This is a genomic window from Chitinophaga varians, from assembly GCF_012641275.1.
Taxonomy (GTDB): Bacteria; Bacteroidota; Bacteroidia; order Chitinophagales; family Chitinophagaceae; genus Chitinophaga; species Chitinophaga varians_A.
In genome coordinates, this window is the sequence record NZ_JABAIA010000003.1 from 745,837 (window position 1) to 758,640 (window position 12,804).

Here is a 12,804-nt window from a genome sequence, read left to right on the forward strand (position 1 = left end):
CTTTGTGTATCATAAAAAGAAAACACCATGCAGGCTATGACCACCTACTTTAATTTCATGGGCAACACAGAAGAAGCCATGAACTTCTATAAAACGGTTTTAGGTGGTGAGATCACCTCACTTTCCCGTTTTAGCGATATGCCAGGCTCCGAAAAAATGCCGGCGAACGAACGCAATAAAATCATGCACATGAGCCTGACGACTAAAAGCGGTGCGGTGCTGATGGCCACGGATTTCCTGGAATCCATGGAACAGAAACTGGTGTTGGGCAACAATATACACCTGGTGATCAATACCGGTTCAGAACAGGAACTGGAGCAGTTGTTCGAGACCCTGTCTGCCGGTGGCAAAGTGGAAATGCCTGTTAACAAAACATTCTGGGGCGCTTATTTTGGCATGTGTGAAGACAAGTTTGGCATAAAATGGATGCTGAATTACAATTACCCGCAAAACAGTTAAGTTATTTCACCGGAAAAAGAGAATAGGGTGGCTTTATATAAGCCCCCATTCTCTGGCTCTGTTGAGCAGTGACACGGTATTATTGACTTTCAGTTTTTGCATCAGGCTGCGGCGATGGCTGTCGACGGTGACAGCACTGATGAAAATCTTTTCACCGATTTGTGGGGAGCTTAGTCCCTGTGCAAGCCATTGCAGCACTTCTTTTTCCCGGCGGGTAACGGGCGGCATTTCCGTGAGCGCGTCCGCGGCCAGTCCGGTCAGCACCTGTTGCACGCCTTCGCCGAAGTAAATACCACCGGAGGCCACAATCTGGATAGCTTTTTCCAGTTCCTCCATGGGCGCGCTTTTCAGCACATAGCCGGAAGCTCCGTTGTTGAACATGCGCAGTATCACACTTCTTTCGCTGTAATTGCTTAAGCCCAGAATACGCAGGTCCGGCGTCGTTTTCCGGATAGTGCTGCAGAGGTCTACGCCGTTGCCGTCCGGCAGGTTTACGTCCAGCAGCAGTATGGATGCCGGCGTATGTTGTACCATCGCCATGGTTTCCGCTGCATTGGCGGCGGTGCCGGCAATACGGAAATCATTTTTGGTCCGCAGAAAAGAGCGCAGCCCTTCTGTAATAAGCGGATGGTCGTCTGCAATCAGGATATCGATCATGGTCTGCATTCTATATTGATCACTGTCCCGCCGTTTTTGCGGGAGATGATCTCGGTTTTACCATTTAAATAATCCACGCGTGCCCGAACGTTCGTCAGTCCTGCGCCGGTATAGGCCGCAGCGGTGTCGAAGCCGGCACCGTTGTCTTCTACTGTGATCAGCAGCAGGCCTTCCTCCAAAGTGGCCTGGACCAGCATTTCGGTGGCGCAGGCATGCCGTACCACATTGGTGGCCAGTTCCTGGATAATCCGGTATACCATCAGCCGGGTGGTATTATTGGAGAGCTGTTCCAGTCCATAGTGGTGGAACCGGACCTGTAAACCGGACTGCCGCACGGTGTCGAAGAAATCTTTCAGTGCTTCTGTGAGGCCGTACCGTAACAGGGTTTCCGGCATCATATTCCTGGAAATCTGCCGCAGGTCGGCGATAGCTGTTTCCAGTCTGCGGGCGGAAGTAGCTACGGCTTCCGTGGAAGGGCGGTGGGTGATCTGGTCCAGCTGGATCTTTAAAGCGGTGAGCGTGCCGCCGAGGCCATCATGCAGGTCGCGCGCCAGCCGTAGTCTTTCCTGCTCTTGTCCTTCCAGCATGGAGGTATATGAGGTGATGCGCTGTTGCTGCCGCACCTGTTCCAGTTCCTGTCGTATGATTTTTCTTTTGTTGCGATAATAGAAAATAAAGAACAGTACGCCCAGTAACACCAGTCCGGCGAGGCTGCCCAGGAGCAGTTGGCGGTTGCGCGCCTGTTGCAGTGTTTTCTCCTGTGCTTCACCGGAAGCCTGCAGGGCCAGTATTTTCTTTTCCTGTTCCAGTGTCCGGTGCCGGATTTCCAGGTCATTGATACGGACGTCCATTTCCTGTTGCCGCAGGCTGTCTTTGAGCGGCTGGTATTGTTTATACAGGGCCAATGCCTGCAATGGGTGTCCCAGCTTGTCTTCCAGTTCGGCCATATCTTTCAGGCCATTGAGCCGGAAGTAGGGGAGCTTGTCTTCCTCTCCCATATGCTGCAGCGTGGAAGCGGTGGCCAGCGCGGCTTTCCATTGATGTTGCGCCTTTTGTTGTAGTAACAGCGCGGTGTAATAATTGAACAGGTTGGGGCGGTCTCCGATTTTATCGATGACCGTGCGCGCCTGCGCGAGCAGGGTATCTGCTGTGCCGTAGTGTTGGGTGCGGCTGGCGTACATGGCGGCATAGATATAGTAGGTGCTCCATTGCCGCGAAGACGGAAGCTGATCGAGCAGTAACCGCGCTTTGTGCAGGTATGCCGGCATGGCGGCGATACTGTCCATCTTATACAACAACGTGGTCATATCGATATAAGAGCCGGCTGTATTCTCTTTTGCGCCACTTTGTTCCGCCATGGCGATGTTGCGCAGCATGTAACGGTAGCCTTGTTCATAGCGGCCGATGTTGATCATTTTGGAAGATATGTTGTGCAGGCATACTGCGAGCGCGGCAGAATCGTGCAGTGCTTCGAATTCCGGCACCAGGGATGTAAGCAACGCCAGCTCACGGTCGGCAAGTCCTTTCCGGCCCAGGGCCACTGACAGGTTGCCGGTGGTTTTAGCGCGTGTTCTGCGTGCGAGGGTAGTGGTATCGTTGTCCAGCAGTTGCCGGGCTTCTTCAAAAGAACGAATGGCATCGTCCAGGTGATTGGACCGCATCAGGACAGTTCCCTGCATGGCAATGGCTTTGGACTGGTAAAGGCGGCTGTTGCCCCGGCGGCTGGCAGTTACTGCTTCCCGTGCGTACTGTAACGCACTGTCTGCTGCACCTGCCCGGGAACTGATGTCCGCCAGCTGAAGGAGGATGTTGGTGCGACCGGTATCGGTAGTGCTGTGGTGAAGTAACTGCCGCAGACTGTCCGGCGCCTGCCGGCCAAGTGCCGGCCTGGTTAACCATAAAAGCAATATGACCGGGGCTAAATAGTTTTTCATGGTCGGAGGATTGAGGGCAATAATACAAATATAGCGGGGAGGGTGGACATACGGCATAGAAATTCCGTAAAATCAGGGAGATGAAAATCCGTACATCCACGAATTGACCGGTGATGGCTGGTAGCAGATATTTGTAACGCAGCTCCTTTTGGCTGTTAACCCTTCAATGTCACCCATATGAAAACGACCATTCTTTCATTGATCCTGCTGTGTTTCCTGGTTTTACCGATGGCCTGTTCAAAAGACAAAAACGGCGGTATTGCCGGAGGCGGGGGCCAGGGAATACTTTATTATGCCGCCTTTAAGGGGTTCATGAAACTGGACCTGCGCAGCGGACAGCAGCAGCAGTTGATAGACATCGGCAGTATGTCGCACCAGGAGCGTTTTGATGTAAGTCGCGATGGCGCTGAAATAGTTGCTTATGAAGAAAGCCTGTCATCCGACCAGGTGCGCTTCACCATTTATAACAACAGCGGGCAGGTGGCGGCTTCCTTTCAGGTGAGGCAGTATGTCAATGGCGTTCCGCGGATTTCTCCCGACAAAAGTAAAGTGGCTGTTATCTGGCAGCCGGCCAGCACTTACCCCCGCAAATTTGTGGCGGTGTTTACCCGTAGCGGGCAGCAGGTAGCTGGTTTTGAAGGGGCGTCAGATTATGCCTGGCTGCCGGATGGCCGGTTGGTGATGACGGCGTCCGGTGGTTTTTACCTGAGCAATCCGCAGCTGACCAGTGCTTCCCGTATTGCAGACGTGAGCCGGTTCGCTGACGTGCCCGGGCAGCTGGATGTCAGTCCTGACGGGGCGTCGGTACTGTTTACGAGTAACTATCATGTCTGGGTGATGAACCTTGACGGCAGTGGCATGCGGCAGCTGACCACCAGCGATGTAAAGGAGTGGTACCCTGCATGGTCTGCCGATGGGAAAAAGATTTTCTTTACCCTGGACTGGAGTGGTAACTGTAAAGAGGTCCGGGTAATGGATGTGCCGGGGCAGACAGTCTCCATTGATCCGCATTCAGACGCGGTGGCGCCGCGGGTGCTGTCGGATAATAATCGTATATGCAGTGCCAGCCGGCCGATGGTGAGGTGATCATTTGTTTGGATAAGAGGGAGGCAGGCCGGCGCTGAGAAGTTGCCGGCCTGTCCTTATTTTATCCAGGAGTTTGCTTAGCTGTATAACTTCCTGATCGTTCAGGGCAGTGTGTACCTGGTCCGGTTTGCAGGAGGCGGTCCGTCAGACTGGCGCCAATGCAGCAGCTGGCATCGGTTTTACCGGTGAAATGATGGTTTTTACCGATGGTCGTATGTATTTCAGCCGGAAAATGTTTCGGATATAATTTAATCGGATGTACCTTTGGAAGCCTGATAAAATAATGAAACCATGATCTACGAATAATACCAAAGCCAACGGAAAGAGATGAACCATGTAGTCTTTTCCGCGTTAGTAAAGTATCTGCAGGAATACCGGCAGGAAAAATATGTATCGTTGTTACCGCGCCTGTGATGACCCTGGAATAAGGGAAGCATTATTCTCTTTTCCGGCCTGCAACGTATTTTTTGTTCCCCTTTTTTTGAAACAACATCTGTTTATTTGCAATTCACTACTATGCATACCACTTCCAAAAAAGCTGCTATCAGCTTTATTTTTATCACGTTGTTGATCGATGTGATGGGTTGGGGACTGATCATTCCGGTTATGGCTGATCTGATTGCCCAGCTGAAACACATTCCGGTCAACGAAGCCAGCACCTACGGCGCACTGTTGTTATCTGTTTTTGCCATCACGCAGTTTTTATTTGCACCGGTAGTAGGCAACCTGAGCGACCGTTATGGTCGTCGTCCGGTACTGCTGCTGTCCCTGTTGGGTTTCGGTATTGACTACATCATTCTGGCTCTGGCGCCCCATTACTGGTGGCTGTTCATAGGCCGGGTGATAGCTGGTATTACCGGCGCCAGTTTTACCACCGCTACGGCCTATATCGCGGACATCAGCACCGATGAAACTTCCAAAGCCAAAAACTTCGGGCTTATTGGAGCCGCCTTCGGCCTGGGCTTTGTACTTGGCCCCGCACTGGGTGCCCTGCTGGCCACCTGGGGCATCCGGGCACCGTTCTATGCGGCAGCTGTGCTTTGTCTGCTCAACTGCCTCTACGGTTATTTCCTGCTCCCCGAATCGCTGAGTAAAGAAAACCGCCGGCCGTTTGAGTGGAAGCGGGCCAATCCTTTCGGCTCCCTGAAGTTCCTGACCCGTCACCCGGAAATCGGCGGACTGGCATTCAGCTTCTTCCTGATTTACCTGGGCAGCCAGTCAGTACAGGGCAACTGGAATTTCTTCACCATCTACCGTTTTAACTGGAGCGAGAAAATGGTGGGCATCTCCCTGGCCGTGGTAGGCGTACTGGTGGGTGCCGTCCAGGCAGGGCTCACCAGGGTCATCAACCCTAAAATCGGAAACGAAAAAAGCATCTACCTCGGTCTCTCCCTATACGCCCTCGGTTTATTGCTTTTCGCATTCGCCACACAGGGATGGATGATGTTTGCCTTCCTGATCCCTTACTGCCTCGGCGGTATCTGCGGACCATCACTGCAGTCGGTGATTTCCGGCCATGTGCCGCCCAATCAGCAGGGTGAGCTGCAGGGCGCGCTGACCAGCCTTATGAGCCTCACCACTGTGGTAGGCCCGCTGATCATGAACAGCACCTTTGCCTATTTCACCTCCACCCGGGCGCCATTTTATTTCCCCGGCATGCACTTCCTGATCGGTGCCGTATGCATGATGCTCAGCGTCATCATCACTTACAAAGTGCTGACACGCGAGAAGAAAGAGAACCCCGAACTGGCCAGTGTCATCAAAGGTTCTGCTCCGGTAGGGGAAACGCCAATGCATTGATATCATAATGATTATTCGTCTGATAAGCCGTTTCCTCACAGGGAAACGGCTTTTTATTTTTAAGAAAAGTGGCTGTACTGTTAAAACCTTAAAAGTTATTGTACTTTCGTAGACAGAAAGATTTATATATAATGAAACCGTTGTTACAGAACCACCCTCGTGAGTTTAATTTCCCTGTCAAGGCCAAGTGGAGAAACTTTGAACAATTCAAAACACAACAGCCTCTCCTGTATGCTTTTGCCATCCTGCTGTTCTCCTTTGCCGCGCTCGATTTCTTTTTCGTGGTCCTTTTGATACAGAAGCTGATCAAAGAACCGGCGCCCCTCACCGGTCCGCAATGGATAGCGGTCATCGCTTTTGTTGCATTGACCAGCCTTTTCCTGGTAATAGCCTGGTACATGTGCCACCTGCCCGTAAGGGAACAACAACGCTACTATAAAGCTACCGGCGCCACCTGGCTGAGTGAAGATAAAAGACAGGCGCTGCGGCTGGAGCTCGTCGATATTTACCGCGGCGGCTACTGGAGCGAAACGCTGGAATACTATCCGCTGGCGGCGTTACAGGGACCGGAAAAATACCATACTTTCCGGCCGGCTGATGCCAACCTCTATAAAAAAGACCTCGACCAGAGCTGGGGCATCCTTACAACGGAAAACTACCGGAAAGTGGCCCAACAACTGCTGACGACCGGATATCATGCGGAGTCTTTTACCATGACGATGTCGTTGCGGAATACTGATAATGAAGTGAGTAAACGGTTGGCAGCGCTGACCAATCTGCCGGAGTCCTATATCCTGTCCTGCCTCGAGCACCGGTCCAACGGCCGCCCGCCTAAACTGATCTGGGGCTACGAATGCTGGCGGCTCATCGTGATCTCCCGGGACGCCTATATGGCCGGGCACATTACGGCAGAAGAAGCCTGGAAAAATATCCTGCAGGCAGCCGACTATGTGTATGAGTTATTCGACAACTTTGAAGATTTCAATAATAACTACCGCCTCGGGAACGCTTTCTGGAGCAATGCCTATGAAGTGTCCAACCAAAGGACCGTCGCCTACGAAAACTTCCGGGAAAAATGTGACTGGCCCATGAAACAACTGCCATGGCCTGCGCCCAAAGGTGTAACGCTTCCTGCCGCTATGGCTACCGGTTATGCAACTGAACTGGCCATCGCTAAAAGCATGCAGCAGCAACCAGGAGGACTGAATTGATCTCAAAATTTATTTAGCTCCTGTTCCCGTCCGGCAAACAGCTGGCGGACAAACAAGAGTAACTGTTCGCCTGCAAAAGTGAGTGTTGACTCATGAGAGCCGTATATTAACCAGTTGTAGTTTTCATCACAGTAAACAGTGGCGTAACAGTTTGTGTCCAGTTCGCGGCAGGTGATTTCTGCATCGCTATGGTCTGCTGTAATTTCGAACAGATACGGCATAGCGTGTTGACAGATGTAGTCAGTGACAGCGTTGCGGTCTGCCTGCGTCATGGCTGACTGGGCAACAAACAATGTATTAGCAGGGATATTGGCTGCCAGGGGCGCCCAATGATTGCCATCGTAGTGCCAGCGCTCCAGCAGCTGTTGCCGGACAATGCTGCTTTCTTCTTCGTTTAGCCGCCTGCGATAGGGCAGTGGTGCTATCTGTGCCAATGCCTCCGGCGCCAGGTTTTGCAGGTACTGCACAAAATGTTCCCGTTCTTCCTGTCTGGCCGCTATGGCAATGGGGTGGTCGTTTTCGGTGAACAATGACCGGGCCGTAAGGCCTATATGGAAGAGTGTTTCACGGCAGGCTTCCAGCGAAGGGAACGTTTTACCTACCAGTTTTTCCACGTCGTCTAATATGGCTGCCAATACATGATAGCGGGCGAGAAAATCGTAATCCGAATCTGTTAAGGAATAAACGGGACTGTTGAATCCGGGATGTTCTGCTGAATAACGGCGGGTCCATCGTGTAAGATGTTCCTTACAATAGCGTCGTGCCGCTGTGACCAATGCTTCTGTTAAAGTCATATAGCAAGTTAACGAATTGTTGGCTGATGGAGAAAGACACCAATGATCAGGTATCTGCGATTTTGGCGGTGAGGAATTGTTGCTCCTGTTGTGCGGCGGTTAACTGGCGGGCCTGTTCAAAACAGGCCACTGCTTTGTCTTTCTCGTTCATCCGTTTGTATATCTCGCCCAATACGGCGTGGTACAGATAATAACGGTTCAGCTGGCGGTGATGCTGCACCGCTTCAAGAGATTGCAGGGCGGCGGGAGCGCCTGCATATTCGAGCAGTGCCACGCTGCGGTTGAGCAGTATCACCGGGTCTTTGGTGAGTTGCAGCAGCGCGTCGTAATAGGAGAGGATCATTTTCCAGTTGGTGGCTGCATAGTCCGGTGCCATACAATGTTCATACGCAATAGCCGCTTCCAGGTGAAAAGGAGAGAGGGTAGTGCCACTGGCGGCTTTGTTGAGCCATTCGTTGCCGGAAGCGATCAGTGCTTTGTCCCACTGGCGGCGGTCCTGCTGCGACAGCGGAATGATGGTGCCGTCGGCCTGTAGCCTGCTGCGGATGCGGGCGGCATGGAAACAGAACAATGCCATGAGCGCACTGGTACGCGGCTGCCTGGTATGTTCATGCTCCAGCAGCGACTGGCACAGGTAAATCGCCTGCGCGATAATATCTTCCCGTACCAGCTGTTCATGTTGCGTGGCACTGTATCCTTCATTGAAGAGCAGGTAAAGGCTGTTGAGCACGGCGTCCAGTCTCCCGGAAAGCTGTGCCGGTGGCGGGATGGCGGGCCTGATATGATTGGTGCGGAAAAATTCCTTTGTCCGGTATAATCGTTTGGAAATGGTGTCTTCCGATGTAAGGAAAGCCCGGGCCGCTTCGCGGGTACTAAAACCGCACAGTGATTTCAGAATAAAAGTAACCTGGTTTTCCGGCGAGATATCGGGATGACAACAGGCGAACATCATCCCCAGAAAATCATCGCGGATGGCCTGGTCCTGCCAGTACTGATCAAAATTGTCCGCCGGCGTATATCCCGCAGCGGGCGGCAGTTCCTCCTGACTGGAAAAGTCAATGTAGTACTGGTGTTTTTTCCTGCGGATGATATCAATGGCTTTGTTTTTTGCCACGCGGAAAAGCCAGGCTTCGGGGTTATCGGGGATACCGTTGAACTTCCATGTTTCCAGGCCGCTGAGCAGTGCGTCCTGCACTACATCTTCCACGAGGGTATAGTTTTCCGGACCGAATATTTTCACCAATACAGCCACCATCTTTCCGGACGCCTGTCTGAAAAGATGGTTGACTGCCTGATCAATATGGGAGGATGCACTCATGGGTGATGAAGCTGCCTGATGCCGCGTATTTCAATAGTACAGCCGCGGGCGAGGCCGGGGCAACCCCTGGTCATTTCAGCGGCTTCAGCTGCGCTGTTGGCACGTAACAGGATGTATCCCGCCACGAGTTCCTTGCCTTCTACCAGCGGCCTGTCGGTGACGGTGGTGCTGTTGAGCACTGTCAGTCCCTCTGATTCGAGGTTCTGGCCGCCGATGTAGTTGCCGGACGCCATAAGGTCGCCCATCCATTTCTGCCAGTGCTGAAGCGTTTGCTGCATTTCCTGCGGCGAGGCGTTTCCCAGGTCTTCTCCGCCCCGGATGATCAATAAAAATTCCTGCATGTGGTTATACTTTTTCAGGTGTTTTCAGTTGTCCTGTGATGCTGGCAGGGTTGAACGCGATGTGTTCAGCGGCGATCTTCCCGTCTTTTACCTCCAGCAGGTCTATCCAGGGAAACACCACTTTGTTGCCGGTGGCCGGAATACCCGCGAATTCACCCTTATGGATGCCTTCCCAACGACCTTTGATGGTGACGTAGTTCCCTTCTTCCAGCACCAGTTCCAGGAAGTAATGCCCGTCGAAAGCTGCAGACCGGCGTTCCATCATAACGAGGTGTCCGGCGGTGTTCAGCGGTTGTTCGGTAGCCGGGTTGTAAAAGAGGTGGTCCTCTGCCAGCTGTTGGCGGACTGCATCGAAGTTATTGTTATTGATGCTTTCAAAATACTTTTTTACGATGTCTTTGTTTGTCATAATACTTGATTTTGTAACTATGACGTAGTGGGTTACCCCGATTTGGACATCATCGGAAAAAAAATGCTGAGATTATTATAAAACATTGATTTCGTTGATCCTGGCTTCCAGGTCCAGTTCCACATGAATGGTGGTGCCGGCTCCGGGTTGTGTGTCCAGTTCCAGTTTACCATTGAGATAGCGGGCACGGTTTTCCATGCTGGACAGTCCGATGCCAATACGTTGCGGTCTTTCGGGATTAAATCCTTTGCCGTCGTCTTCCACGGTGATAAAGCAGATGTGGCCGTTCTGGCTGCATTGTACCAGGATGTTTCTGGCTTCCGCATAACGCAGGGCATTGGAAAGTGCTTCCTGTACGATGCGGTAGATGGCCAGTTGAGCGGAAACGGGCATGTCTTTCTGCATATCGAAGGCTTCAAAAAGAATGGTTGTCCGGGGAGACTGCAGTGAATCGCACAGTTCCTGCAGGGCTGTCTCCACGCCGAAGCGGGCGAGTGTTTCAGGCATCATATTATGGGCAATGCGGCGTACTTCCGCCACCGCATTGTCTACCTGCGGGATAATTTTTTCCACTTCATCATTGGCCGCTGACACGCCGCTCAACTTGATCCTGATACCGGACAACAGTCCACCGAGGCCATCATGCAGTTCGCGGGCCACGCGGCGGCGTTCGCGCTCGGCGCCTTCCAGCATGGCTTCCGTGGCCACCAGCTGTTGCCGTTGCTGCATTTCCTTTACCTGCTGGCGGTGGTTGACTTCTTCCTGAACGGACAGCTTTTTCTGGTTGCGGTAAAACAGCCAGGAGAAGGCTGCCAGTATCAGGAGGATAAAGGCCACGGCGCCCAGCAGGCCGTTGAACAGCCGCTGGTTCCTGGCTTTGGCGGCAGCTTCCTTTTTTTCGGATTCCAGTACAGCTATTTTCTTTTCGTGTTCTGCATTGCGGTACTGGATTTCCAGTTCCTCCACCTGCCGGCGCACCGCCTGGTTATTCACGGTGTCGTTCTGCTCATTATGCGCCACCATCATGTCGTAGGCGCCTTTATAATCGCCCAGGCCGGCCATGGTTTCAGCCATTTCTTTTTTCAGCGTAAGTTGATTTTTCTCATGCCCGGTAAATGTCTTGTCGTCTGACAGGGCCAGCAGTATGGTTTTGGCCTCCCCATACCGTTTCATGTCTTTTAGCAGGGAATATTTTTCGTAGAGCAGGGCGCTGTAGCGGTGGCCCTGGTTCAGATGCCGGGCTGCTTTCATGCCGGCGTCTATCGCTTCCAGTGCGGCGTCATATTGTTTCATCCCGCCATAATACTGCGCCACCGTTGTATAGTAGAGGGAGGTGTAGGCCCTTTCTTCTCTGGACTCCGGCATGGCGGAGATAATATCGAGATTTTGTTTTGCCTTCGGCAGATCTTTTTTATAAATATAACAGCTGGCCATCCGGAGATAGTTCCAGATAATAAAATCATCTTTCTGTCCTTCTTCCTTATAGCGGTTAATGGCTTTTTGCTGATATTGGATGGCTTTGTCGTATTCGCGTTCGTTCATGAAAGCCACGCCCACCGCGGAGTAGTACTGGGGCAGCAGCCCGTTTTCCTTTGATTTTTCACCATAGGGAATGCAGCGTTCCAGAATGATGCGGAGGAATTCTTTATCGTGGCCCCTGCGTTGTTCTATAAAGGCATAGTTGTACCAGAGGCGTGCCCGTTGCCCGTAGGCGGCGGGCGTAGACAGCTTTTCAAAGATGCGCTCCGCATCCATCAGCCGTTGTTGCCCTCTGTCAAAATCATCCACAAATACGCTGGCGTTGGCACGAACGGAGGCTAGCAGGCCTTCGTAGTAGGGCTTGCCCTGGGCGAGCGGGGCTACTTTGTCCAGTATGGCCATGGCCTTAACGGTATCAGTATACACCCAATAACCGGACAGCTGTACGGCGGCCCTTATCTTTTCACTGTCCGTGCGCGCTTTGGAAAAAACGGCCCCGAGGCTATCGATATACCTTGTATCGGTTGGGCTTTGCGCTTTCAGCGCTGCAGTGAAAAAGATACAGCAAAGAATAAGGATGGTTCGCATGAGCGTGGTTCATTCAGGGTATAAAAATAGGCAAAAAGCGATTTGTCTGGCCCGTTGAGCGGTTAAGGCGGCCATAAACCGGCAGATTTACTATCTTGTAAAACAAATGAACAACCCGAAATAAATATGACGATCAACAAAATTTGCGCAGGACTGGCCCTGGTACTGCAACTGGCAGTGGCCGGACATGCATCTGCACAGACTACTCCTCCTGTAATGGATGTGACCACCGGCTTGTTGACCTGGGTCAAACACTTAAATAATGATGTTGATAAATATTACAAGCCCGAGAAAGGTGAGGACCTGAGCCTGCACCTTAAAGGACTGAAGGAAGATTTGCAGGTATATATGAAGACCCGGAAAAAACTGTCCGACAGTTTGTTTCGCAATAATATCGCTCCCGGGAAAAAGGACCCGGACCGGCTGGAAGACCTGAAGACAAAAATGAGCGCTGTCATGAACCACATGCGTGATGTGAACGACCTGGTGAGCAATGATCTGCGCAAAGAGGGGGACAAGCTGAATGAAGAAATGTATGAGGCGCTGTATGGGCAGCAACCCCGTTATCTTTCTTTCCTGGAAGCTTTCCTGGATGGTGCAGAAGTCACTAAAAAAGATCTGGCCGTAGACGGCAGTGTTCATACGCAGCGGTTGGAAGAGTGCACTGCACTGATTGCTTCCCTTCAGGACAAGATAGATCGAAAACCCAAAAAATAGGGCACGGATGC

General features: G+C 52.1%; 12 protein-coding genes. 5 read left to right on the forward strand and 7 right to left on the reverse strand.

The annotated features are described in order from the left end of the window. The first annotated feature begins 27 nt into the window (after nt 1–27). Nucleotides 28–459: a VOC family protein gene (locus HGH92_RS26115; protein ID WP_168873755.1), complete on the forward strand. Its 432-nt coding sequence runs from the start codon at nt 28–30 to the stop codon at nt 457–459. A 33-nt stretch (nt 460–492) separates the two neighbouring features. Here HGH92_RS26115 and HGH92_RS26120 read toward each other — a convergent pair whose 3' ends face one another. Both HGH92_RS26120 and HGH92_RS26125 read right to left on the reverse strand, forming a co-directional pair. Next, entirely contained in the window at nt 493–1,125 is a 633-nt protein-coding gene (locus HGH92_RS26120; protein WP_168873756.1) for a response regulator, read from the reverse strand. Further along, nucleotides 1,113–3,050, reverse strand: coding sequence for a sensor histidine kinase (locus HGH92_RS26125; RefSeq protein ID WP_168873757.1), 1,938 nt, complete (start codon nt 3,048–3,050; stop codon nt 1,113–1,115). The genes HGH92_RS26120 and HGH92_RS26125 overlap by 13 nt, the downstream gene beginning before the upstream one ends. Before the next feature lie 177 nt (nt 3,051–3,227). Here HGH92_RS26125 and HGH92_RS26130 point away from each other — a divergent pair, with 177 nt between their 5' ends. The 3 genes from HGH92_RS26130 to HGH92_RS26140 all read left to right on the forward strand — a co-directional run bounded on the left by HGH92_RS26130 (nt 3,228) and on the right by HGH92_RS26140 (nt 7,147). Next, a complete protein-coding gene (locus HGH92_RS26130) occupies nt 3,228–4,136 on the forward strand; it encodes a TolB family protein (RefSeq protein WP_168873758.1) in 909 nt (302 codons plus the stop codon). Between the two features lie 516 nt (nt 4,137–4,652). Further along, nucleotides 4,653–5,936 carry a TCR/Tet family MFS transporter gene (locus HGH92_RS26135; protein ID WP_168873759.1) on the forward strand — a complete coding sequence of 428 codons (1,284 nt, stop codon included), beginning with the start codon at nt 4,653–4,655 and terminating at the stop codon, nt 5,934–5,936. 131 nt (nt 5,937–6,067) lie between these two features. Beyond that, entirely contained in the window at nt 6,068–7,147 is a 1,080-nt protein-coding gene (locus tag HGH92_RS26140; RefSeq protein WP_168873760.1) for a DUF1266 domain-containing protein, read from the forward strand. A gap of 2 nt (nt 7,148–7,149) precedes the next feature. Here the strand turns inward: HGH92_RS26140 and HGH92_RS26145 are convergent, their stop codons facing one another. The 5 genes from HGH92_RS26145 to HGH92_RS26165 form a co-directional block, all read right to left on the reverse strand. Then, complete coding sequence (locus tag HGH92_RS26145; RefSeq protein WP_168873761.1) at nt 7,150–7,941, reverse strand: hypothetical protein; 792 nt, start codon at nt 7,939–7,941, stop codon at nt 7,150–7,152. A 46-nt stretch (nt 7,942–7,987) separates the two neighbouring features. Beyond that, complete coding sequence (locus HGH92_RS26150; protein WP_168873762.1) at nt 7,988–9,259, reverse strand: RNA polymerase sigma factor; 1,272 nt, start codon at nt 9,257–9,259, stop codon at nt 7,988–7,990. Then, the gene (locus HGH92_RS26155; protein WP_168873763.1) at nt 9,256–9,600 is read right to left on the reverse strand and encodes a YciI family protein; all 345 of its coding nucleotides are present in this window, start codon (nt 9,598–9,600) and stop codon (nt 9,256–9,258) included. The genes HGH92_RS26150 and HGH92_RS26155 overlap by 4 nt, the downstream gene beginning before the upstream one ends. Nucleotides 9,601–9,604: 4 nt before the next feature. Continuing rightward, nucleotides 9,605–10,009: an ester cyclase gene (locus HGH92_RS26160; protein WP_168873764.1), complete on the reverse strand. Its 405-nt coding sequence runs from the start codon at nt 10,007–10,009 to the stop codon at nt 9,605–9,607. Nucleotides 10,010–10,084: 75 nt separating this feature from the next. Further along, a complete protein-coding gene (locus HGH92_RS26165) occupies nt 10,085–12,076 on the reverse strand; it encodes an ATP-binding protein (protein WP_168873765.1) in 1,992 nt (663 codons plus the stop codon). Nucleotides 12,077–12,202: 126 nt separating this feature from the next. Between HGH92_RS26165 and HGH92_RS26170 the strand changes: the two genes are divergently transcribed. Next, nucleotides 12,203–12,793, forward strand: a complete 591-nt coding sequence (locus HGH92_RS26170; RefSeq protein ID WP_168873766.1) for a hypothetical protein — start codon at nt 12,203–12,205, stop codon at nt 12,791–12,793. Nucleotides 12,794–12,804: the final 11 nt, after the last annotated feature.